General features: G+C 30.9%; 19 protein-coding genes. 8 read left to right on the plus strand and 11 right to left on the minus strand.

What is annotated here, in order from left to right; translation table 11 throughout:
- The 4 genes from G4D72_RS02205 to G4D72_RS02220 all read right to left on the minus strand — a co-directional run bounded on the left by G4D72_RS02205 (position 1) and on the right by G4D72_RS02220 (position 3,926).
- Positions 1-1,164: a DUF1501 domain-containing protein gene (locus G4D72_RS02205; protein WP_166075951.1), complete on the minus strand. Its 1,164-nt coding sequence runs from the start codon at positions 1,162-1,164 to the stop codon at positions 1-3.
- 6 nt (positions 1,165-1,170) lie between these two features.
- Positions 1,171-2,556, minus strand: a complete 1,386-nt coding sequence (locus G4D72_RS02210; protein WP_166075952.1) for a DUF1800 domain-containing protein — start codon at positions 2,554-2,556, stop codon at positions 1,171-1,173.
- A gap of 113 nt (positions 2,557-2,669) precedes the next feature.
- Entirely contained in the window at positions 2,670-3,473 is an 804-nt protein-coding gene (locus tag G4D72_RS02215; protein WP_166075953.1) for a hypothetical protein, read from the minus strand.
- A gap of 57 nt (positions 3,474-3,530) precedes the next feature.
- Positions 3,531-3,926, minus strand: a complete 396-nt coding sequence (locus G4D72_RS02220) for a DUF2721 domain-containing protein (protein WP_166075954.1) — start codon at positions 3,924-3,926, stop codon at positions 3,531-3,533.
- A gap of 195 nt (positions 3,927-4,121) precedes the next feature.
- On the opposite strand from G4D72_RS02220, the gene G4D72_RS02225 reads away from it, so the two are divergent.
- Positions 4,122-6,245: a TonB-dependent receptor domain-containing protein gene (locus G4D72_RS02225; RefSeq protein ID WP_166075955.1), complete on the plus strand. Its 2,124-nt coding sequence runs from the start codon at positions 4,122-4,124 to the stop codon at positions 6,243-6,245.
- On the opposite strand, the gene G4D72_RS02230 is transcribed toward G4D72_RS02225, so the two are convergent.
- The 3 genes from G4D72_RS02230 to htpG form a co-directional block, all read right to left on the minus strand.
- The gene (locus G4D72_RS02230; protein ID WP_166075956.1) at positions 6,232-7,137 is read right to left on the minus strand and encodes a D-alanyl-lipoteichoic acid biosynthesis protein DltD; all 906 of its coding nucleotides are present in this window, start codon (positions 7,135-7,137) and stop codon (positions 6,232-6,234) included. The genes G4D72_RS02225 and G4D72_RS02230 overlap by 14 nt on opposite strands.
- Positions 7,138-7,704 carry a YdeI/OmpD-associated family protein gene (locus tag G4D72_RS02235; RefSeq protein WP_166075957.1) on the minus strand — a complete coding sequence of 189 codons (567 nt, stop codon included), beginning with the start codon at positions 7,702-7,704 and terminating at the stop codon, positions 7,138-7,140.
- Positions 7,705-7,796: 92 nt separating this feature from the next.
- Positions 7,797-9,677, minus strand: a complete 1,881-nt coding sequence (htpG, locus tag G4D72_RS02240) for a molecular chaperone HtpG (protein WP_166075959.1) — start codon at positions 9,675-9,677, stop codon at positions 7,797-7,799.
- Between the two features lie 155 nt (positions 9,678-9,832).
- Between htpG and G4D72_RS02245 the strand changes: the two genes are divergently transcribed.
- Entirely contained in the window at positions 9,833-10,315 is a 483-nt protein-coding gene (locus G4D72_RS02245; RefSeq protein ID WP_166075960.1) for a lipocalin family protein, read from the plus strand.
- Between the two features lie 23 nt (positions 10,316-10,338).
- Complete coding sequence (locus G4D72_RS02250; RefSeq protein WP_166075961.1) at positions 10,339-11,028, plus strand: OmpA family protein; 690 nt, start codon at positions 10,339-10,341, stop codon at positions 11,026-11,028.
- Positions 11,029-11,101: 73 nt separating this feature from the next.
- Here G4D72_RS02250 and G4D72_RS02255 read toward each other — a convergent pair whose 3' ends face one another.
- A complete protein-coding gene (locus tag G4D72_RS02255; protein ID WP_166075962.1) occupies positions 11,102-11,692 on the minus strand; it encodes an outer membrane beta-barrel protein in 591 nt (196 codons plus the stop codon).
- A gap of 59 nt (positions 11,693-11,751) precedes the next feature.
- Between G4D72_RS02255 and G4D72_RS02260 the strand changes: the two genes are divergently transcribed.
- Positions 11,752-12,678 carry an ABC transporter ATP-binding protein gene (locus G4D72_RS02260; protein WP_166075963.1) on the plus strand — a complete coding sequence of 309 codons (927 nt, stop codon included), beginning with the start codon at positions 11,752-11,754 and terminating at the stop codon, positions 12,676-12,678.
- 25 nt (positions 12,679-12,703) lie between these two features.
- On the opposite strand, the gene G4D72_RS02265 is transcribed toward G4D72_RS02260, so the two are convergent.
- Complete coding sequence (locus G4D72_RS02265; protein ID WP_166075964.1) at positions 12,704-15,118, minus strand: S9 family peptidase; 2,415 nt, start codon at positions 15,116-15,118, stop codon at positions 12,704-12,706.
- A gap of 151 nt (positions 15,119-15,269) precedes the next feature.
- On the opposite strand from G4D72_RS02265, the gene G4D72_RS02270 reads away from it, so the two are divergent.
- Positions 15,270-16,277, plus strand: coding sequence for a 3-oxoacyl-ACP synthase III family protein (locus G4D72_RS02270; protein ID WP_166075965.1), 1,008 nt, complete (start codon positions 15,270-15,272; stop codon positions 16,275-16,277).
- A 56-nt stretch (positions 16,278-16,333) separates the two neighbouring features.
- On the opposite strand, the gene G4D72_RS02275 is transcribed toward G4D72_RS02270, so the two are convergent.
- Together G4D72_RS02275 and G4D72_RS02280 are read right to left on the minus strand one after the other, a co-directional pair.
- Positions 16,334-17,659: a S1 family peptidase gene (locus G4D72_RS02275; protein WP_166075966.1), complete on the minus strand. Its 1,326-nt coding sequence runs from the start codon at positions 17,657-17,659 to the stop codon at positions 16,334-16,336.
- A gap of 168 nt (positions 17,660-17,827) precedes the next feature.
- Positions 17,828-20,230, minus strand: coding sequence for a TonB-dependent receptor domain-containing protein (locus tag G4D72_RS02280; RefSeq protein ID WP_166075967.1), 2,403 nt, complete (start codon positions 20,228-20,230; stop codon positions 17,828-17,830).
- Between the two features lie 200 nt (positions 20,231-20,430).
- Between G4D72_RS02280 and argS the strand changes: the two genes are divergently transcribed.
- The 3 genes from argS to G4D72_RS02295 all read left to right on the plus strand — a co-directional run bounded on the left by argS (position 20,431) and on the right by G4D72_RS02295 (position 25,211).
- Positions 20,431-22,209, plus strand: coding sequence for an arginine--tRNA ligase (gene argS / locus G4D72_RS02285; RefSeq protein WP_166075968.1), 1,779 nt, complete (start codon positions 20,431-20,433; stop codon positions 22,207-22,209).
- A 118-nt stretch (positions 22,210-22,327) separates the two neighbouring features.
- On the plus strand, positions 22,328-23,785 hold the full coding sequence (locus tag G4D72_RS02290; protein WP_166075969.1) for an SGNH/GDSL hydrolase family protein: 1,458 nt from the start codon (positions 22,328-22,330) through the stop codon (positions 23,783-23,785).
- Positions 23,778-25,211, plus strand: coding sequence for a GDSL-type esterase/lipase family protein (locus G4D72_RS02295; protein WP_166075970.1), 1,434 nt, complete (start codon positions 23,778-23,780; stop codon positions 25,209-25,211). Before G4D72_RS02290 ends, G4D72_RS02295 begins: the two co-directional genes overlap by 8 nt.

Genomic DNA, 25,211 nt, shown 5'->3' on the forward strand with positions numbered 1-25,211 from the left:
TTAAAAAACACCCTCTAATTTTTTGTTTAAAATGCCAATTTGTTTGGCCTCTATTTTTAATTTTTCTTCTAAAATAGAAGCGTAAACACTACGAAAATCAATGGAGTGTTTTAAATCGCCATTATCTAAATCTGATAAATTCGGATTTTTACCAATTAGCTGACCTTTATTGTTTCCACCAATTATAAATAGTGGTGCAGCGGTTCCGTGATCGGTTCCATTACCATTGTCTTTAACGCGTCTACCAAATTCAGAAAAAACGACAATAGTTACATTTTGTAATATTTTCGCTTGTTTTAATTCGGAATAAAAGCTAAAAATTGCATCGTTTAATTCCGATAATTTATTTTTATGAATGGCTAGTTGATTGTCATGCGTATCAAATCCATTTAAGGAAGTGTAATATACTTTTGAATTTAAATTTCCTTTAATTAATCGCGCCATCCATTCTAAATTTTTTCCCAAACTTGTTTTTGGATAGCTGATTTCTGATTTAGAGTTGCCCAGCGCTTTTTGAATTTCTGTAGCACCTTCTGAAACCGAGTTCGCAATTTTTCTAACAAAGTCTAAATGTGGATTGTTAGAAACTTTTACCTTTTCGGTTTCGGAATTCGATTTGAATTTGTTCAAATCTTTAACCGTTATAAAATTAGGTTCTTTTCCTTTTAAAGCTAAGTTGTCTATCGTGTCTAAATTTATTCCAGCAATTGGATTGTGTGTTTTACATTGTAAATCTAAATACCTGCCTAACCAACCTTCATTCAAATAGTTGTTTGCATCTGAGGCTGTTTGCCAAATTTCCTGACTTCTAAAATGAGAACGATTGGGTTCCGGATAACCAACATTTTGAATTACAGATAAATGTCCATTTTGTTGTATGGTCGCAAAATCTTTTAATGCAGGATGGAATGCCATTCCTTTGTTTTTTCCAATAACATCATTTTTAGCTAAAGCAATTTTCGGACGCAAATCGTAATACAAAGGATCTTCAAAAGGGATAAATGTATTTAATCCGTCATTTCCACCATTCAGTTGAATAAAAACTACACATTCTTCACCAGTTATTATGGAGTTGCTTTGTCCAAATGCGTGTAAAAATTCTGGCAAAACTAACAAACCACCTGTAAATGTTCCTGTTAACGATAAAAAATTTCTTCTATTCATACCATTTTAAATTAATTGATATTCTGGTGTTTTAGTAATGTAATTAAATAAACGAATTACAGCTTTTTCAGCGTTTTCATTCTCAGCATCGAAATCGTATTTTAGCAGTTGCTCCATATCGTTTTGCAACTCTTCAGATGTTTGAAATAGCAGCCTATTTGTTAATTCTGAAATAATTTGTTTATTGCTGCCTTTTTTGAAATCGATACCTACTTTAATGTTTTTAATAGTAGTTAAGTTGTCAATATCGTTTCCTTTTAGGACACTTCGATTTAACATTCTACCATTACATAAAAAATCGGATGCATTATTTCTTTGCAAATACAATTGAGAACTTAACCAATTATTTCCGCCATCCCAACCTTTTACATTCGGTTGATTCATTAAATCCATACCTTGTTGATTTAAAAATAAGGCTATAATTGTTGACTTAACTTCTTTAATTTTTAGTTCATCAATAAGTTGTAAAATATAAACTAAAGGATCTTTAATTTTACTTCCAGCATTGTTTTTAGAGAATTCTTCGGTAAAAATTTTTAAAAGTAAGGGTTCTATTTCAAAATTAACACTTCTAAAGTAATCGCCATAATAAACCACTAATTCTTCATTTGGAGCATCGTAAATAAACCATTTTAATATCTTTTTAGTAATTAGATACGGAATGGCTTTTTGTTCGAAAATTATATCTACTAAGTCATCTACTTTAAATTTTCCTTTTTTTCCTAGATAGGTGATTTCTTCTGAATCTTCAAAAAACTTTCGATATTGTGCTTCAGTTTCTCCTAATCCTAATCCTGCTAATGCTTTTGCTCCATTTTTAATATCGGTTTCGGTATAATTTCCAATTCCTAATGTGAAAAGCTCTAAGAGTTCTCGACTTAAATTTTCGTTTATTTTTCCTTTTTTATTATCTACATTATCTAAATACCGAACCATCGCATTGGTTTTTAGAATTTTTTTAGTCAATTCTTTATAATTCCCAAATGCGTTTTCTCGAAGGATTTGATTGTGCTGATAAATCCAATAATTTACTCTTACTTTTTGAACAGTGGAAACAAAATGATTGTGCCAAAAACAAACCATCTTTTCTCGTAAAGGAAACTCTGCAACCATCATTTTTTCTAGCCACCAAGATTTGAGTTCTAAACTCGAAAGAAATTGTTTTCTAATTATTTGTTTTTGTTCTTCGGATGTGGCAGTTTTAATTTGCTGTCTAACCGCTTTTAATTCATTTATCGATTTCGGATCATCTTCCAAAAACGACGGCATTTTAGAATCATAAGCTGCTTGAATCGATTTTTTCAGAAATACTTCGATTCCTTTTTTTTCAATTTCAAGGGCTTGTTTTCCTGAGAATCCTAAGCGTAACGACCATAGGTTTGAATTTTTCATAGCTTTCCAAATTACTAATAAATTAGACGGTAGAATTAAGAAAAGGTTGAATCTTTATGAAATAGAAAACTCAACAAATTGTTAGGTTTGAAATTAAAATATATAGCACAATTTTATCTTCTTCTGTTTCTTTTTATTACAGTTGTTTTTCCTCTTTTTCCTTTACGAATAACGGTTGTACCTCTTTTATTTTTGACTATAAGTGTAGTTTGACTTCTTCTAGGAACATAAATTTTTCTTGCTTTTACCACACGAACAGTATAGGTTCTATGGAAATTACTTTTATAAGCTAAACCTCTAGAGCTAAATAAGGCAACATTTATTGGACGCCACGGTTTCCACCAAATCGGATAAGCATTCCATCTAAATGGCGAAGTATACAGTCTGTAATTTGGCGCATAAACCCATCTAACGCAAGGCCAAAACCAAACGTTTACCGTTGTTGTGTTTATATTAATTTCAGCATAAGCTGGTCCTTTACCTTTTTCTATATTTTCAGTAAGTTCGAAAGGTTCTACAATGGCTTCTTCGCCAAAAATACTTTCATCACCAATAATTTGAAGATCTGCTTTTTCATTTCCTGTTTTTTCAATACCAATTGTAGCGATATCTTGTTTTTCAGTTGCGTTTAACCAAACTTGTAAGATAATAACATGGGAATCGGAATCTTGAATAGAATTTACCGAAATATAATCCGCTTTTTCATCATTGTTCAAGTCTAAATTATGAACCGAATTACTTTCTAAATTAATTAATTTTTCAAATTCTTCTAGTGAATTAGCTTGTTTAAACATGGCCAAAGCACCTTCTAAGTTAAAATTGTCTGCATTACTTGTAGTAGAATCTTTATCAGTTTGTGAAAAAGAAACTTGTAATCCAATAAAAAATAATGCAATGAATGAGATTAAATTTTTCATAATTATTTCTTTAAGTTTAATATTGGACGAAAAAAAAAGATAAAGGTTTAATTGGGTTTACTTTTCTTCCATTAAATCTTTTAAATGAATTCGAAGGGCATTTACAGAAATACTAATTTCCCAAAATGAAATGCCAAGTGAAATTAGTAACGATAGTAAACTTACTCCAAAAACGTAAATACCAATAGTTTCGTAATTAAGAAAGAGAAGAAACATAGCAAAAACGGATAAAAACAAACACAAAACTCCAAAAAGTTGCATGTATCTGATTAAAGTAATTCGTTGATTTAGGTTTTTTATTTCAATTAAAATCGATTTGTTATGATCTTGATCGTAGTTTTTCTTCAAACTTCGAACAATTTGGGCAATGGTTAAAAAACGATTGGTATAAGCCAATAAAATTAATGATGTGGCAGAAAACAATAAAGCTGGTGTTTCTATAGATAAATTCATATTTACTTGTTGTTAGTTGTATTTGGTACTAAACATTAAAGGTACTCTATTTAACTGAAAAAAGAATGTAACTTTTTTGAGTTTTTTATTACTAATTATAAAAATTATGTGACTTTTTTAAGTGTCTCAATCTATAATTTGATCCTTACAATTGAAAAAAGTGTATCATATTTGCATCATACTAAAAACAAAATAATGAAAATTATCTTAAAAAGTTTACTGATAACTGTTGGTTTTACATCGGTTGTATTGGCTCAAGACACTACAAAAGTTAAAAAAGAAGACGGATTAAAAGAAGCTCAAATCGAAGAAGTTAAAATTGTAAAACAGAAAAAAGCGATAGAGCAGAAGCCAGATCGAACGATTTTTAATATTGCAGATCAACCGAATTTAAATTCGGGAACTTTAATGGAAACGATCAAACAATTGCCAGGTTTGATTGCATCTGATGTAGCTGGTATGATGTATCAGGGCAAACAGTTAGATGTGTTTTTAGATGGTAGACCGTTAAATATTTCAAGTAATGAATTGAATTCTTTCTTAGAAGGCATGCCCGCAAACTCTGTAGAACGAATTGAAGTAATTACTCAACCGGGCGCAGAATTTCCCGCTACTTCTGGTGGTGCCATTTTGAATATTATAACTAATAAAAACGCAAAAAAGTATTTAAGTGCCACTTACACTAGTAGTTCCGCTTTTAATACTTATGATAAAACGCGATACAGAACTTACAACAGTGTTTTGTTAAACGCAAAAAATAAATATTTCGGTTGGCAATTAAATTTTGGTCAGAATTACAGAGAAAATGCAGTTTGGTCCGAGTTTTTAAATACTAGTAATCAAACCATTTTGTCTAAAACAGAAAGTGATCGTATCAACAGAACACAATTTTTAAAATCGGGGATTACCATCGATTTAAAAAAAGATAGATTATTATTAAATTATGATGTAAATAAAGCGAATAGTAATAGCGAAACAGATGGTTTTGGATTAGGATTTACAACATTAGATTTAGGAAAGTCGCATAATACAAGACAAGATGCAACGATTACTTATCAGAAAAGATTTGATGATAAAAGTCAAAAATTAGATTTTGTTTTTAATTATAACAACAATAAAAATGATTTCAATTTGTTTTCGAACGTTTTAGGCAATACAGTTTTAGACAACTATTCCAATCAAAACTATTATAACGGAAAGTTTGATTATTCACAAGGGTTAAAAATATTAGATGAAGGAAAAGTTAGTTTTGGAGCTTTGTATGAGAAATTACTTTTTGAAGCGGAAAATTTCAACACGAAAAATTTAGAGTACGAACGAGTTACAGCAGCCACTTATTTAGAATTTCAAGCCAAATACAATAAGTTCGATTTTATTTTAGGTTCTCGTGCAGAAAAATATGAAATTGGAGGAAAAACGAATACTACAGACTTAATTCCTTTCGATCAATTAAGATGGTTTCCAAATGCAACCATTCAATACAATGTTACCTCTCAAATTTTCTTGAATGTCAATTACAACAAAAAAATTACATTGCCTTCCACATCGGCTTTAAATCCGAACAATACCACTTATCAAAATCAAAACATTAATACAGTTGGAAATCCGAATTTACAACCTACTATTTTTGATAATTTTGAAGTTAAAATTAGCGCTTTTGATTATGCTTATATTGGTTATAATTTAAGTAATGCTACCAATCAAGTAGTACAACAGGTGCGATTAAATGGCAATGTTGTTCAAAATAGTAACTTTAATGTTTCAGAAGTTAAAATTCATAACTTCAATTTTGCATTGCCTTTGCCTTACATGCTTTTTACAAAAGGTTTAAAAGAAACAATGAAGTTCGATTTTAATCCAGATAAAATTAACTTTTTATACTTATATACAGGATATCAATTGCATCAAATTCCGAATTTAGAAACCAAAGGTTTTTGGAATTTTAACTTGATGTCGCAAATCGTTTTGCCAAAAGAAATAAAATTTATTACCGAATTTGGTACGATTACATCAGGTGGAAATTATTTTTATTTTGTAGCCGATAAACCTTTTAATAATTATATTGATGTAACCTTCAGTAAAAAATTCTTAAACGATCAATTGACACTTACCATTTTTGGAGATGATATTTTTAATATGAATAGAAGTTATTTTAGACCAGTAAACGAACCTTTATTATCATACAATAAAAACGATACTCGAAAATTCGGATTTACCCTTAATTACAAATTACCAACTAAAAATAAAGCGGCAAAAATAGAGCAAAACATATTGAAAGAAGATAAAAAAGAAGAAGGCGGAACAGTTATTGGGAATTAATTTTTTGGTTTAAATACTCAGATAGTTTTGCTGCTCCGGCTTCATTCAAATGATCGGCATCGTAAAAGTCTTCGTTAGTAAATAAATTCGATTGTAAGAAATTGAAGTACGAGCAGTTACTGTTCTTTTTTACAAGATACGAAATGGTTCGCATTGTTTTTTCTAACTGAATCGTACTTAAGTTATTGTAATAAGAGCGATGTGTTGGTGTGGTGATGAATAGTATTTTTATGTTGTTTTTTCGACAAATTGCTATCATTTCGCATAACGCGTTTAAATTCTTTTTATAAAGTGAAAAGTTTTTAACCGTATGTTTTTTAGCGGTGAATTTCCCTTTAAATTCTTTTTTATTTTCTGTTTTAAAGCGAATTCCAAAACCCAAATTTGATGAGGTTAGGTAAGATTTTTTTAAAACATAATGTTTTATGGCTTTTTTAAAATGCAATGAAACGTCGTTATTTAAGGTTTCAAAATTATCGGTAAATCTATATTTGTTTTCGAAACCATAATATAATACATAGTTTTTAACTCGCCATTTTTCAACATCAGTTTCTAAAGTTTCAAAAAGACTGAAGTAAGAAATCGGAACTATAATAGTTTTTAGATTTTTAAGTTTTGGTTGCTGGGTTTTTAAAATTTCTAAATCTAGATCTAAAGTTTGCGAAACATAAGCCGCATTAAATGTGTTTTTCGAAAAATACGTAGGATTTAAACCATAAAAAGTATGCGAACTTCCTAAAATTAATGTGTTGATTTTGTTTTTGTTTTGGTTTAAATACTCTTTTTTTAATTGATAATCATTTGGAATCTTTCGGATAGCAATTTCTAAGACCAAAAAGAAAAGCACAATTGGTACTATAATTTTTAATAAATGAAAAAAAAATTGTTTCATTTATCTCGATTTTATATTATTCTCGCAAAGCGAAATGATTTCTGAAATTCTATTTTGTCTGGTTTCTTCTCTTTTAGCTTGATTTAGCCAATACAAATAGCTTTTTTTATAGCTTTTACTGAAGTTGTTGTAATTTTCAAAAGCATTTGGTTTTTGTTGAAAAGCTGCTTGTAAGTCTTCCGGGATTTCTAAGTTTTCAACCGCATCTAAACTTTCCCAAGAACCGTTTTGTTTGGCAGTTTCAATTTTTTTTAAACCACTTTCATACATTAAATTTTGAGCGATTAACTCTTCGATATAGTCTTTATTGACTTTACTCCAAACGCTTTTGTCTTTTCTTGGTGTAAAGGTTTGTTTTCTGCTATGTTCATCAATTTTACGCACTGTTGAATCGATCCAGCCATAACAAATGGCAACTTTTACCGCTTCTTCCCAGCGCATGCTTTCCGTTTCACTGGAAACTTTATGAAATACCAATTCAACTGCTGTATGCAAACTGTGATTTTCATGTAGCCATGCTCGCCATTCCGAGTCGTTTTTAAAATAGAGTAGTGGTTTGGTTGTCATTTTTCTTTCAAATATAAAAAAATCCTGCATGAGTTTTAAATTCTTGCAGGATTAAATTGTGATTCTGAAATAAATTCAGAATGATAAAAGCTTTATTTTAATGTTTCAAAACTTCTTTTTACAAAAGCGGTTAATTCTTCACCTTTTAATAAACCTTGAGATAATTTAGCTAAATCTAACGCGTTTTTTACTAATTCTTTTTGAGCATCATCTTTAGCTTGTAAAATAGAAGTGGCTAATTCCGAATTGGCATTTACCACTAAATTATACATTTCAGGCATATTACCCATTCCGAACATGCCGCCACCACTGCTTTGACTCATTTCTTTCATACGGCGCATGAATTCCGGTTGGGTAATGATAAATGGTGTCGCATCGCTATCTAACGATTCTAATTGTACCGAATACGCTTTAGGAATTACTGCTTCTAATGACGTTTTCAATGTTTCTTTTTCAGTATCTGATAATTTCGAAATTTGAATTTCTTCTTTATTTATTAATTTATCGATAGGATCGGCATCTACACGAGCAAAAGTTAAATTCTCATTATCCGCTTCTAATTTCTGAATTAAATGAGATACAATTGGGGAATCTAACAATAACACTTCATAACCTTTTGCTTTAGCAATATCGATATAACTGTGTTGTGTTTCTTTATTAGACGCATATAAGATGACTAATTTGCCGTCTTTATCGGTTTGTAAATCTTTAGTAGCTTCTTTTAATTCGGCTAAAGTATAATGTTTGTTTTCTGTTGTTGGATATAAAACGAAATCGCCTGCTTTTTCATAAAATTTCGGTTCTGAAAGCATTCCGTATTCTAATACAATTTTAATGTCATTCCATTTAGCTTCGAAATCTTCACGGTTTTCGTTAAATAAGGCTTTTAATTTATCCGCCACTTTACGAGTAATGTAATTTGAAATTTTCTTCACATTACTATCCGCTTGTAAACCAGAACGCGATACGTTTAATGGAATGTCCGGAGAATCTACAACTCCTTTTAACATTAATAAAAATTCAGGTACAATTCCTTCAACATTATCCGTTACAAAAACCTGATTTTGGTACAATTGAATTTTGTCTTTCTGAATTTGTAAATCGGATCCTAATTTAGGGAAATATAAAATACCGGTTAAGTTAAACGGATAATCTACATTTAAGTGAATATTAAATAAAGGCTCTTCAAATTGAGTTGGGTATAATTCTCTGTAAAAACTTTTATAATCTTCGTCTTTTAATTCAGAAGGTTGTTTGGTCCAAGCCGGATTTGGATTGTTGATAAAATTATCTACATCTATATATTCAGGTTTGTAATCGTCCCCTGCATCTTCAGGTTTAGGTAATGCCTCTTTTTTTGTTCCGAATTTAATCGGAATTGGCATAAATTTATTGTATTTCGTAAGTAATTCACGGATTTTAAATTCTTCTAAAAACTCTAGAGAATCTTCTGCTATGTGTAATACAATTTCAGTTCCTCTATCTGTTTTATCATGAGGTTCTAAGGTGAATTCTGGACTACCATCGCAAGTCCAATGTGCTGCTGGTTCGTCTTTGAAAGATTTGGTAAAAATCTCTACTTTAGAAGCAACCATAAAAGCAGAATAAAATCCTAAACCAAAATGACCAATAATTCCAGAATCTTTTGCAGATTCTTCATATTTGTTTAAAAATTCTTCGGCTCCAGAAAACGCCAGTTGATTGATATATTTTTCCACTTCGTCTGAAGTCATACCAATTCCTTGATCGATAATGTGAAGTTTTTTCCCTTCTTTGTCTATTTTAATTTCAATTATAGGGTTGCCATATTCTGTTTTGGCTTCACCAATGCTTGTTAAATGTTTTAATTTTAAGGTGGCATCGGTTCCATTAGAAATTAATTCTCTCAAGAAAATTTCATGGTCACTATATAGAAACTTCTTGATTAGGGGAAATATGTTTTCAACCGAAACATTAATTTTTCCTGATGTCATAGTATTTATGTTTTAAAATTACATTAAAAAGTATTCAAAATAAGTACCAAATTGTAAAAAGTGACAAATTGTCTGTTTTGGATTAAAAACATTTAAAGCGCTATTTTGTAATAAAATTCAATAACTTTGCGGTATAAATTTTAAATTAAAAAACTATGAAAAAAACAATGTTAATTATTGTACTGTCCGTTTTTGCATTAGGATGTAAACCTAAGCAAACTGTTGCTAATACAAAGTTAGATAACAAAACGGAAAGATTAATGAAAGGTGATTGGTTAGTTTCTTCAGTGAAATATGTAGGTTCAGATGTTTTTAAGGTTACTTCTTTTAACATTGCTGATGCAAAATGTTTTGAGGAAAGTATGTGGACATTAGTGTCTAATAATAATACCGGTGAAGTAGTTTTAAATAAAGCGAATTGTGCGACTTTCGAAAGTAAAATTACTTGGTATGTTAATAAAGATGGAAATTTTGTTATGAAGTTTTTAAGTGAAGGTATTAAGGCAAAACATACAACAAGTGGTTATGTTTTAAAGGTAGCCAATCAAACAGAAACTTCTTTTCAATTAATTGACAAAGCTGCGGTTGGAAGTAATACGGCTGAAATTGTATTTCAGTTCGATAAAATAGGTAATTAATAAAAATACTTAATTAATAAAAAATGAAAAAAAAGATAGCAATTGGCTTAAGTATAGTTTTACTTTCGTCTACAGTTTTTACAAGTTGTAAGGCAGTTAAAAATTCTAACAAAACACAAAGAGGTGCAGTTATTGGTGCCGCTGGAGGTGCAGTTTTGGGTGCAGTTTTAGGCAATAACGTTGGAAAAGGCGGAAAAGGAGCTTTGGGTGCTGTAATTGGTGGAGTTGTTGGTGGAGTTGCAGGTGGCTTAATTGGGAAAAAAATGGACAAGCAGGCTCGTGAAATTCAAGAGCAACTTCCAGGTGCTCAAGTTGAAAGAGTTGGTGAAGGGATTAAATTAGTATTAGGTGAAAATGCCGTGCGATTTGATTTTAATAAAGCAACGTTAACTTCTGCAGCTAAAGCTAATTTAGACAAGTTGGTTCCTGTGTTTAAAAACTATCCAGATACTAATATAAAAATTTATGGATATACAGATAGTAAAGGTGCTGATGAATATAATTTGAATTTATCAGATCAACGTGCTGCAGCTGTAAAAAACTATTTAGCAAGTAAAGGATTAGTTAGCTCTCGTTTTTCTATACTAGGAATGGGAGAAGCAGATCCTATAGATTCTAATGAAACAGAAGAAGGAAGAGGTAAAAATAGACGCGTTGAGTTCGCAATTTTAGCAAATGATAAAATGATTGAAGATGCTAAAAATGGACAGTAAATTTAATTTATTGCACAAAAAAAAGAGGGACATTACTTATGTTCCTCTTTTTTTTTAAAGTTATAATTTTGGATTATTTCCCAAATTTGTATGCCATACCTAATGAAGCATTATACATTAAACCTGTAAATGAATTTGCAGGTCCGTCGTACGAAACTTCACCATTAAATAAATAATGTTGAGAAACATTGGCTACAAAAGAAAAATCTGCAGTTAAAAAAAAGTTTTCTGCAACTTCATATCTTGGAGTAATACCAAAGACTAAATTTAATAGATGATCTGTTTTTTGGTTATCGGCAATATCTGAATTCAAAATAGATATACCTGCACCACCATGTGCTATAACATTAAATTTGTTATAAAAAGCACGTGTATCGGCTAAGCTACTTAAGTTAATGGTACCTTGAGCAGTCACTCTAAAATTAGAGACTCCAGTTTTCGTACCTCTTACATCATTCTGAACAGAAAAATCATCTATTCCAAAATCTAATTTTGCTCCAAATTTGTCATCAAATTCATAGGTAATACCAGCGCCAAAATGAGTGAACCCATTATAACTTGGCTCATATGAACCGTTTAATCCATAATTTGCTTCAATTCCAAATTGTGCACTTGCTACAAATGAGCAAGACACTAACATCAAGGTAAATAATTTTTTAATCATTCTTAGTTTATTTTTAATAATTTTGGGTGTTGCAAGATAAAAAAAAAATAATACAATCAATGTTAAAAATAAACTTAAATAATTTTTCATATTCTACTAGCTCAACACTAGAAAACATTAGCTTCACAGTGGAAGTTGGCAAACAATTATCAATTATTGGAGAGAGTGGATGTGGAAAAAGTTCGTTATTAAAAATTATATATGGACTTTTAGATTGCGATAATGGTACTTTTTTTTGGAAAGATACTCAGATTTTAGGACCGAAATTTCATTTAGTTCCTGGAATGCTTTTTATGAAATATTTGGCTCAAGATTTTGATTTAATGCCTTTTATTACAGTTGGTGAAAATGTGGGTAAATTTTTATCTAACTTTTATCCTGAAGAGAAACAAAACCGCATTGACGAATTGTTAGAATTGGTTGAAATGTCAGAATTTAAAAATGTTAAAGCGAAGTTTTTAAGTGGAGGACAAATGCAACGAGTAGCTTTAGCCAGAGTATTAGCTCAAGAACCAGAGGTTTTACTTTTAGACGAGCCTTTTTCTCATATAGATAATTTTAGAAAAAACGATCTAAGACGTAAAATCTTCACTTATTTAAAAGATAAACAAATTACAACTTTAGTAGCCAGTCATGACATAAACGACGTACTTTCATTTTCAGATGAGGTGATTGTCTTAAAAGATAAAACCATTTTAGAAAAAGCTTCTCCAAAAGAATTGTATTACAATCCGAAACATAAATATACTGCGGCTTTGTTTGGTGACGTAAATGAAGTGGAATTAAATGGTAAAGTTCAATTAATTTATCCACATCAATTGAAAGTTGTAGATAAATCTGAAATACGTGTTGAAGTACAAGTTTCTTATTTTAAAGGCAATCACTATTTAATTGAATCAAAATTGGAGAATCAAACTATTTTTTTTGAAAGTGAAAAAGATATTGCAAAAACCTCAATCGTATATTTAAAAAAAATCGACTTGTAATGGTACAAGTCGATTTTAGTTTGAATTAGTTTTTTAGGTACTTTTCTAAGAACTGATCTTGTTCCCATAAAAGATGTAAAATGTTATCCTTTGCCGCATAACCATGACTTTCTTTAGGTAATAAAACCAAACGAACTGGTGCGCCTAAGCCTTTTAACGCTTGAAAGTAACGCTCAGATTGTAAGGTAAAAGTTCCTGGATTATTATCAGCATCACCATGAACTAATAATAACGGAGTTTTCATTTTATCTGCTGTATTGAAAGGTGACATTCCTGCATAAATTTCTGGAACATCCCAAAAATTACGTTGTTCACTTTGGAAACCAAATGGAGTTAAAGTTCTGTTGTAAGCGCCACTTCTCGCAATTCCACAAGCAAATAAATTAGAGTGCGAAAGCAAATTAGCTGTCATAAATGCACCGTAACTGTGTCCGCCAACTGCAACTTTTTTTCTATTAATAAAACCTAAATTATCTACAGCATCAATGGCAGCTTCTGCATTAGAAACCAATTGAGGTATAAAAGTATCATTTGGTTCTGTAGTGCCTTCCCCAATAATAGGGAAAGAAGCATCGTCTAAAACAGCGTATCCTTTAGTTACCCAATACACAAACGATCCATAGTTTGGAAATGTAAATTCATTCGGGTTTTTATCACTTTGACCGGCTGAGTTTTTATCTTTAAATTCTGCTGGATAAGCCCAAATTAATAAAGGTAATTTTTCTTTTTTAGCTTTTCGGTCATAATTTGCTGGTAAATACAAAGTTCCAGAAAGTTCCACACCGTCTTTTCTTTTGTATTTGATTACTTCTTTATACACGTTTTTAATACTTTCAAATGGATTAGCAAAAGCAGTAATTTGTGTCAAACTATTTTTAGATTTAATATTTCTCATAAAATAGTTTGGATATTCATTTTTAGATTGCAACATCACTAAAACTTCTCCTTTTTTGAAATCTTCTATAGATAATAAATCTTCTTTTTTATCTGTATAACTAGACGTGTACAAACGTTTTGTTTTTAAAGTTTTCAAATTGAATTCATCAATAAAAGGAAATTGACCGTTTTTGGTAAAACCGTTTCCAATTAAGTAGGCGTTGTCGTTTTCAATTGCTAACACATAACGATTGTATTGGTTTTTCTTGGTTTCAAAGTTCCCTGGATCGGAATAAATATCTTGCGAATTTCTATCTGAAATAATTTTGGCTTCAGCCGTTAAGTTAGATGGGTTTACTAAATACGTTTTAGCATTTCTGGTATCATACCAACTATCATACACAATGGCATAGTTTTCATTTCCCCACATAATTCCTCCAAAACGTTGCTTCGTTTTAAAGAAAGATGTAGCTGCTTTTGTAAATGGCGCTTCCCATACAAAAATTTCATCTCTATGCGTTACATTTTTAGCTTGATCACCTTCGTCTAAAGCTTCAACATAAGATAAAGTAGCAGGTTGATCAGCTCGCCAACTCATGTTTCTTTTTCCTTTTCTAACTGAAGAAAATCCTTTAGGCATTATTTCTGTTAAAGGTACTTCGTTAACTAGTTTGATTTCTTTTCCTGTAACATCATATACAACCGATTTTTGAGGAAATCTACTTAGTGGAACAATGTAAGAAAAAGGCTTTTGTATAGTAGTTAACATTAAGTAGTTTCCATCAGGAGAAAAACTTTCACCCGCATAAATATCAGCAGATTTAAATAATTCCGATTTTCCTGATAACGAAACTTTATATAATTCCGAAGTTACTAACGATTCAAAATTAGCTTCATCCGTTTTGTTTTTTAATAAATCTTGATAGGTTCTGTTTTGTGATTTCGAACCGTCTGCAGTTGAAACGGTTGGTCCTTTTGGTAAACTTTTTTTCTCATCAATTAAAGGTTTTCTGTTTTTAGGCAATACTTTAACCAAAAGCGTTTCATTGTCGTTCATCCAATTGAACGGACTTCCTAAATTTGCATTCAAATTATCAGATGTAATTTTAGATGCCGTTGCAGAAACCACATCTACTATCCATAACTCAACACCAGCTTTTGTAGTGTTTGTAAATGCAATTTTCTTTTCATTTGGTGACCAACTAATATTAGTTAGTAATGCATTTTCTGGCAAACCTTTTATTTGGATTTCGTTTTTTTCTTTTACTTTTCTTAACTTCAAATTGTTAATGTAAGTAACTGTACTAGAAATGTTTGTAACTGGATTGATGCGTAAGCCACCTAAACGCATTTCTTCTTGATTCAAGTCATCTAGAGTTTTATACGTATTTCTGTAACTCAATAACATGTACTCTTTTTTAGAATCCATGCTTACAGATGGTGCACGTTGGTAGTCTGCAAGTTCCAAAATTTCTTTAGAGGGTTTTTGATACGTAACATTTTCTTGTGCGATAACACTAGAAAATCCAATACCTAAAAATAAGAATGTAACTAATTTCTTCATTTCAATTTTGCGTTAAATTTTAAGCATCTAAAGTAAGATTTAAAGTGCTGTGGTCAAATTTTTTTACTATATTTTAACATATTTGTAATTAAAGCCTACTTAATTACGAATTAATTATAAATTTCTTAAATTTGTGCTCTAAAATTTAATTATGTATCATTCAAAAATATCAGGTTTAGGCTATTATGTGCCAGAAAATGTTGTAACTAACGATGATTTATCCAAAATAATGGATACCAATGACGAATGGATTCAGGAAAGAACCGGAATTAAAGAACGCCGTCATGTAATTAGAGGTGAAGATACTACCACTTCAATGGGTGTAAAAGCCGCTGAAATTGCCATTCAACGTGCTAATGTTTCGAAAGAAGATATCGATTTTGTAATTTTTGCTACACTTTCACCAGATTATTATTTTCCAGGACCAGGAGTGCTTGTGCAACGCGACTTAGGTTTAAAAACAGTTGGAGCTTTAGATGTTAGAAATCAATGTTCAGGATTTGTTTATGCAATTTCTATTGCTGATCAATATATTAAAACCGGAATGTATAAAAATATTTTGGTAATTGGCTCTGAAGTGCATTCTACGGGTTTAGATATGACAGATAGAGGTCGTGGTGTGTCTGTAATTTTTGGAGATGGAGCAGGAGCAGCCGTACTTTCAAGAGAAGAAGATGTAACTAAAGGAATCTTATCTACGCATTTGCATTCGGAAGGACAACATGCAGAAGAATTGGCTTTAATTGCACCAGGAATGGGTAAGCGTTGGATTACAGATGTAATTGCAGATAACGACCCGAGTGACGAAAGTTATTATCCTTATATGAATGGACAATTTGTATTTAAAAATGCAGTAGTGCGTTTTAGTGAAGTGATTAACGAAGGTTTACAGGCTAATAATTTAGAAGTTTCCGATATTAATTTGTTAGTGCCACATCAAGCGAATTTAAGAATTTCTCAATTCATCCAACAGAAATTTAAATTAACTGATGATCAGGTATACAATAACATCATGAATTATGGAAATACTACAGCAGCCTCAATTCCTATTGCTTTAACGGAAGCGTGGGAGAAAGGTAAAATCAAAAGTGGCGATTTAGTAGTTTTAGCTGCTTTCGGTTCAGGTTTTACTTGGGGAAGTGTAATTATTAGATGGTAAATAAATTTTTAAGTTATATAAAAAAAGCGTCTCGATTTTTCTTCAAGACGCTTTTTTTAATTTAAGAGTGAATGGATATGTTTTGATACTATACCAAAGTTGTAACCTTGTGTAAAATCATATCCAGAGTAATTAACAGCAATCAACTGTCCACAACTATTAAAAATAGGTGAGCCACTCGCACCATGTGTTGAAGTTGTACTGTATTGAAGCTTAATTCCGTCAGATTCTTTACTTATTTTTCCATCGTAAATTTGGACTTTTAAATCTCCTTTTTTTGATTTTGCCAGTTCCATTCCCAGCGGATAACCAATTAAAATAGCTTCTGAACCTGGTTTAATATTACTGTCGCTTTCAACTGCATTCTCTAAATCTACTATGTTTTCCACTTCTTCTGGTAAAGTTTCAATTTCTAATTGTAATAGTGCTAAATCGATATCAGTTCCTTCTGCTAGTTTGATTACTTTGCATTTTAACCAATCTGAATTGGAACCATGTAAAGCTATACTTGTATCAATAAGTTTACAAGTTATTTTAATGGCTTCGCTTGCAAACTCTATTTTATCTTCATATTCATTAAAATAATATATCTTGCTGTTTTGTAAAGCTATTTTTTTCTCATAAATTTCATCTCCTTCATTTCTTATTTCGTTATATTCTTCAGTTTCAAATTCTTCGGAATTATTTACGTTAGATGTGTCATTCTCCATTGATGAAGTATCCAAAGTTGTTGAAACGTATGCTTCTTTATTTTCTAAAGTTTTTCCGTTTTCCGTATTCATTTTATAAAGTTGATTGATGGCTTCCTCATCATCAATTAAATTGATTTGAGATACTCCATCTTTCAAACTATTTTTTAAAACTTCTTTGTATTTTTTTGGATCAGTGGTAGGGCAAATATTTTCAATAATTAAACTTTTAATGTTTGCTATTTCAGGATCATAATATTCTTCATCTTCATTTTCATGTTCTTCATCCGCTTTCTTAAAAAACCAAGGCTCAACCACATGATGATTGGTTACAATATGACCTTCTTCTGAAACGAAAAATCCAGTTCCAGTAATTTCTTTTTTAAAATCTTCGAAGAAAGAACTCTTTTTCTGGCTTAATAATAATTTGGGATCTATAGAAAAAGGTTCAGATCCATTAATTGAAATTTCATAAGTATAAGTGTTTTTGACTAAAACAACGGATTTTTTATAATAGTCATAAATTTGTGTTTCGTCTTTTAAGCAAAAAGGTTCTTTTTTATTGAATTTTATCCAAATAAACAAAAGTGAAAAGAATACTACTAAACAAATTGAAGAAATAAGAATAATTTTCTTTTTATTATTTCTTGGTTTAATTGGTTGTGTTATTTCAGTTGTTGTACTATTTTCCATGGTTTCAATTTGTTCCAAACAAATGTAGGTAAAATCTCAACAAATACAATTGGTTAAATTGGTTTATAAACAAAATAATAACAAAAAAAGCGTCCTGAAATGATCAAGACGCTTTTTTTTGTTGAATCAGATTTAAATCAAAAATAGTAAATCGTAACTCAAAAATGATTAAAACATTCCACCACCTTGTGTTTCTTGTTTGTCTCTTTGTTTTCTTTGTAATTCTTTATTTTTACCACTTCCAAAATTGTAATTGAAACCTATGTAAAACGTTCTGCTTTCAAATCGGAATTCACCATCTTGACGGTAAGGAATATTTCCGTTAAATCCGAAAAACTGAGTTCTGAACATGTCGTTTAATCTGGCAGAAACGGTTCCTTTTCCTTTTAAAACACTGTAGTTAGCGCCAAAATCAGCTCTGTACATTGGTGTTCTTAAAAATTGTAACCCTAAATCTCTACTTCTGTACATTCCAAACAAGTTAAATCGTAATTTTTTTGTTACTGTAAAAGTGTTGTTTAAACGCGTATTAAAAGTAGTCACATCAATTTCTTTGTTTTCTGGTAAATTTGTGTCCGCATTAGTAACTGTTCCTCTTACTGTTTTGTAGTATAAATCGGCACTCGCATTGGTAGACCACCATTTAGTTAATTTTAAATTGGCGTTTACTTCAGCACCTAACTGACTGTTGTTATCAAAATTGTCAAAAGACATAATGTTTTGAATGCTGTTTAATGGGTTAGGAAAAATAACTCGAGATATTTCAGCGTTAATTAATCGATAAAATACAGCAGAAGTTACAGAACCTATTTTGAAAATTTTAGTATGGTTGATTTCGAAAGAGTTCGTAAATTGTGGTTCTAAAGCTGGATTTCCTCTAGATTCTAACAAAGGCGTTGTCCATTCTCTAATCGGATTAATTTGTCCGATACTTGGTCGGTCAACCCTTCTGGTATAATTAACATTAAATGTGTTAGAATCATCTAGTTTGTATGACAAATACGCAGATGGATAAGCTGTAAAAATATCATCTTCAACATTAGTAGCTTCGTAATAGTCTGGATTTTTTTCGTTTCTTTCAAATCGAGCATCTAAATTATATTGTTCTACTCTTACGCCAACTTGTGCGCTAAATTTTCCGAATGATTTACTGTAGTTGGTGTAAACAGCATGAATGTTTCTATTAAAACTAAACGGATTTGAACCGAAAAACGGTAAAGATTCATTATAAAAGTTATTTTGTCCGTCTTGAATTCTACTTTCATATCCAATTTCAATTTTTGTGTTTTCATCAATTGGATTCGTATAGTCTATGTTAAATTGTGTGTAATTCGTTTTGCTGTCTAAATCGTTCAATCGCAACACATTATTATTGTCAAAAAGCGATAAGTCTTCGTTTGTAGTTTTAGCATAATTTGCTTGAAATTCAATGTATTCTCCTTTTTTCTTGAAGTTGTGTTTGTAGTTCAAGTCATATGTTTGTGTACTGTTTCCACTGTTATTTGTATTTTTCTGTAATTCATCAATATTTGAAGTGTTATCTACATAGTTAATGAATGTATTTGAAATTCCTTTACCGTCTGCTAAGTTCCAATTGGTGAAGAAAGAAAGGGTATTGTTATCGTTAATGTAGTAATCAACTCCAACTTTTGCTAAGTGTGAAGTATTGGTATTAGTGAAATCAAAATCTTGTCTGTTTTGTAAATTTTGTCGGTCAGATTCCACAAAACCTTCACTTCTATTTCTTCCATGATTGAAACCATAATTTGTATAAAAATTTACCTTTCCAACCTTATAATTTAAGTTTAACGATTGGTTAGTTTTCGGTGTGATTCCGAATGTATAACCCGAGTTAATACTACCATTAAATCCAGTTTGACTGTTTTTGTTTAAAATAATATTGATAATTCCACTATTTCCTTCTGGATTATATTTTGAAGAAGGATTCGTAATTAATTCTACTTGCTTGATAGATGCTGAAGGAATTTGTTGAAGCAATTGCGCTGCATCAATATTTGTAGGCTTTCCGTCAATTAAAACACGAACATTTGAATTTCCTCTTAAACTTAATTCTTTAGTTTGTGGGTCAATGCTTACGGTCGGAATGTTATTAAAAATTTCTGAAGCTGTAGTTCCAGAAGCAATTAAATCTCTTCCAATTGTTACCACTTTTCTATCTGCTTTTTGCTCGATAGTAGAACGTTCTTTAACAATAGAAACAGTTTCAATGGTATTTGTACTTGCCTCTAAAGTAATATTTCCTAAATTAATTTCTTTGTTTTCCTCGGTTAATGTTACCGTTCTTGAAGCATCATTATATCCAATAAAATTCACTTTTACGGTCAAACTTTTTAATTCTAAGTTTTTAATTTCAAAACTACCATCTTCTTTTGTAGACACACCTGCCACTGGTTTTGTGCCATCTAAAATACTAACTGTAGAAAAACCTACAGGTTCATTTGTAGCTTTGTCAATAATTTTTCCAGAAATTACACCTGGTTTTGTTTCTTGAGACCACATTAAAGTGGTAGTTAGCAACATAATTGCGCTAAAAAATTTAATTAATTTCATTTCTTTTTTTTGAATTTTTGTGATGGATTGATGATTTTTAAAAACGGTGCAAAACTATTTAACTAATGTTGATTCTATGTTAATTGTTTCTTAATAATTTTTGCAATTGTAAGGTTAGACAAAATTTCTGCATTTTTGTTACAAATTGACTTTTCAATACGTTAAAAATTCTATCTTTGCACGCTATAAAAAAAACGATTATGTCTTTACAAGAAATTCTTTCCGCACCCATTCAGAATGCCGTTGAACAACTGTTTCAAATTTCAATAGAACGAGTTGAATTTCAGTCGACTAAAAAAGATTTTGAAGGAGATATTACTATGGTGGTTTTTCCTTTGGTGAAACAAATTAAAGGAAATCCTGTAGAAATTGGTACAAAAATCGGTGAGTTTTTAGTAGAAAATGTAGCTGAGGTTGCTAAGTTTAACGTGGTTGCAGGGTTTTTAAATCTTGTAATTTCAGATGAATATTACTTGAAATATTTCAATAGTATTAAAAATATTGAAAAATTCGGTTTTGTAGCGCCAAAAGAAGGTGAAAAAGCGGTTATGGTAGAATATTCTTCACCAAACACCAATAAACCTTTGCATTTAGGTCATATCAGAAATAATTTATTGGGATATTCGGTTGCTGAAATTATCAAGGCATCAGGAAAAAAAGTATATAAAACACAAATTATCAACGACAGAGGAATTCATATCTGTAAATCGATGTTGGCTTGGCAGAAATTCGGAAACGGAGCAACGCCAGCTTCAACAGGTTTAAAAGGTGATAAATTGGTGGGTAATTTTTATGTGGAATTTGATAAAGCTTATAAAGTTGAAATTGCAGCTTTAATGGCAGAAGGAAAAACTGAAGAAGAAGCCAAAAAACAAGCGCCGCTAATCTTAGAAGCACAACAAATGCTTTTAGATTGGGAAAATGGAAAATCAGAAGTAATCGAACTTTGGAAAACCATGAACCAATGGGTGTATGATGGTTTTGCAGTAACATACAATAATTTAGGTGTTGATTTTGATAGTTATTATTACGAAAGCAACACGTATTTATTAGGAAAAGATGTCGTAGAAGAAGGTTTAAACAATGGTGTTTTCTTTAAAAAAGAAGATGGTTCGGTTTGGATTGATTTAACGCCAGATGGTTTAGATGAAAAAATTGTACTGCGTTCTGATGGAACTTCGGTATATATGACTCAAGATATCGGAACTGCTATTCAACGTGTAAGAGATTTTTCAGACATTGGTGGAATGGTGTATACGGTTGGAAATGAGCAAGATTATCATTTTAAAGTCTTATTTTTAATATTGAAAAAATTAGGATACGATTGGGCTGAACACTTATTTCATTTATCCTACGGAATGGTAGAATTGCCTTCAGGAAAAATGAAATCTCGTGAAGGAACTGTAGTAGATGCCGATGATTTAATGGCTGAAATGACTGCAACAGCCAAACAAATTTCAGAAGATTTAGGAAAATTAGAAGACTATTCCGCTGAAGACAAAGCTAGTTTGTATCAAACAATTGGTTTAGGGGCATTAAAGTATTACATGTTAAAGGTAGATCCGAAAAAGCAAATGATGTTTAATCCTGAAGAATCAGTAGATTTCAACGGAAATACTGGGCCTTTTATTCAATATACTTACGCTCGTATTCAATCGATTTTAAGAAAAGCTACTTTCGATTATAGTCAAGAATCGCAACTTGATGCCTTACATGAAAAAGAAAAAGAATTAATCAAACAAGTACAATTGTTCCCAGAAATTATTCAAAATGCAGCTGAAAATCATAGTCCAGCCTTAATAGCGAATTATACATACGATTTAGTAAAAGAATTCAATTCATTCTATCAGAATGTGTCGATTTTAGGAGAAGATGATGTGAATAAAAAAGTTTTCAGAGTGCAATTGTCCAATTCAGTTAGTAACGTCATTAAAAATGCTTTCGGATTATTAGGGATTAGTGTTCCGGAACGTATGTAAAAGTAAAATTTACGAAGTAAGATTTACGAATTACGAAGTTTGAAGTACAACATTAAAATAAAAACTTTGCGCCTTAGTGCCTTCGTGGCAAAAAAATAGCGCCTTATAAAATAATAAAGTGAACCAAAACAAATCCTATTTTTTTCAATCGTGGCTAATTGTTGTCATTGCCATTGCTTCTTTTATTGGGTTTAAAACCTTTTTACCTAGAAAATTATTTCCTGATACTACTGCGAATAGCAAAAATGTAGTGGTGGATAGTTTAATGTTAGAAGCCGTGGCTGAAGGTGGAAATTTATCTGATGAAGATACATTAACCAACAAAACAATTTCATTTGTCTCGAATCCACTTGGAATTAAATTTTCTAGTGAAAAATTTGAACAATATAAAGGATATCAATATTTGATTCCATTTTTCGAGAAATTATACCAATTAGAAACCAGTAAAAAAGGAAAAGCTCGTATTGCTTATTTCGGCGATTCGATGACCGATGGCGATATGATTGTACAAGATGTTCGAACACAGTTTCAAAGTGTTTTTGGTGGAGAAGGTGTAGGTTTTGTAAATATTACTTCAGAATCTGCGGGTTCTAGAGGTTCTATACTTCATGAATTTTCTTCCAATTGGAAAGCTCAATCTTATTTAAAAACTAAAAGTCCTTTACGTTCTTTTGGAGTAAATGGTTCAGTATTTTTTGCAAAAGATACAGTTAATGCTACTTGGGTAAAATACAAAGCAGGAAGAAATCGTTTTGCTACCACTTTAAACAATCCGACACTTTTTTACGGAAGTTCTAAAAACAGAAAAGCAAGTTTGCGTCAAATATTCGGAAAAGATACAGTTTACAAAAAACTGAATCCGATTTCGATGTTAAATACCACTCAAGTTGCTGATAATGTTAAAAATGTAAAAGTGAATTTCATTAATGCAGATTCTATTCCGTTTTATGGTTTTAATTTCGATAATGGAAAGGGAATTCACGTTGATAATTTTTCATCGCGAGGAAATTCTGGTTTGCCTTTAGGTTCCTTGAATGTAGATTTAATGAACGCTTTTCAACAAAAATTAGGCTATGATTTAATTATTTTACAATTCGGAACCAACGTATTAAATTATGGCTCTTTAAATTATTCTTGGTACGAAAGAAAAATGACTTCAGTTGTCAAACACATCAAAGAATGTTTTCCTGGAGCAGCCATTTTAATCATCACAACTGCCGATAAATCCACTAAATACGACATGGAAATGAAATCAGATTCTGCGGTTTCTCCTTTAGTATTGGCACAAAAACGCTACGCTGTAAAAGCGGAAGCTGGTTTGGTAAACTTATACACACTTATGGGTGGCGATGGTTCGATGGTGAAATGGGTAGAAAATGTGCCTGCTAGAGCGAATAAAGATTACACACATTTTAATCATAGAGGTGCCAAAGAAATTGCACAACTAATTTATAAACAAATAGATACAGGATATCAAGAATATAAAAAATTACGAGCTTTAGCTAAGAAAAAAGCAAAACCAAAAGCAGTAGTTAATGATTCGGTTCCCGTAGTAAACGATACTGTAAATGAATAAGTTTTTATATCTATTACTTTTTACAACTCTTGGTTTTTCACAAACGGATTCGTTAAAAGTGGAAAAGGATAGTAGTGCTGTAGCTATCGATACCGCCAATTTTGAGGCGTTTGGTAATGTCATTTTAAACGAGAAAGCTTTAGCTAATGTTTTCGAAAAATTATATTTGTTAGAAGAAAATCAAGACAGAAAAGTACGAATGGTACATATTGGCGATTCGCACATTCAAGCCGATTTGTATACCGCTAAAATTCGAAGAAGAATGCAACAAGTTTTTGGAAACGCTGGTTTTGGATTTACTTTTCCTTACAGTTTAGCCGGAACAAATAATAGTGCTCCAATTCGTTTTACAGGTTCTGGCGGATTTTCTGCAACTAGAAATTTATATGCAGATTTATCAAAACCAGTAGGTTTAAGTGGAATTTCTTTCGAACCGAAACAAAAAAGTTTTCATATAGATATGTTGGTAAAAGATGCTCAATTCGATTTTACGAAACTGAAAGTTATTTCTCCAAAAAATGAAAATTATTTTAATGTAGCTTTTGCTAAAAAAAGTTATACCACTCAAGAAAAAGTCGCTGTAAAAACACCTGCCACAAGTTCACATAAAGTAAAACCAGGTGAAGTTTTAGGTGGAATTGCTGATAAATACAACATTTCTTTAAAACAATTAAAAGCCGCTAACGGTTTAACATCAGATAATATTCGTGATGGAAAGATTTTAAAAATTCCCGGAGGAAAATCGGTTACAACGTACAAAACGGTTACAACAGTTAAATATGTTTATGAACCAATAGCGCTAGAAAATACGGCTAATTCAAGCAATTATACAGCTACTACTCCAATTGATAAAGTTACAATTATCGGCAATGAAAATGTTAATGATTTTGCTTTAAATGGCTTGATTTTAGAAAATGAAAATCCGGGTGTTACGTATTCTTCTATTGGTGTGAATGGTGCGAAAAGTAACGATTACAATAAATTTCCTTTGTTTTTTGAACAATTACCTGCCTTAGAAGCTGATTTATTTGTGATTTCTTTAGGAACCAATGAAAGTTTTGATAAACAAGATGTTGCTACTTATTTCGAAAATTTAAAAACAATGATTGATGGCATAAAACAAAAATGTCCAGAAGCATCCATTTTGGTTACCACTTCGCCACCATCAGTTTTACATAGAAAACATAAAAATATTTACATCGAAAAATACGCTGAAAAAATCATAGAAATGGCTGCAACAGAAAAGTATGCGGTTTGGAATTTATTAGAGGTTTTTGGTGGAAATAAAAATATTAATATCAATTCGAGAATGGGTTTAATGGCACGAGATAAAGTGCATTATTCGAATGCAGGTTACGAAAAACAAGGCGAATTGTTTTTTGATGCATTCATTCAATCATACGAATTATATAAATCTGAAAAATAA

Origin of the sequence: Flavobacterium difficile, assembly GCF_011392115.1 — a bacterium.
In the GTDB taxonomy this organism is placed as follows: Bacteria; Bacteroidota; Bacteroidia; order Flavobacteriales; family Flavobacteriaceae; genus Flavobacterium; species Flavobacterium difficile.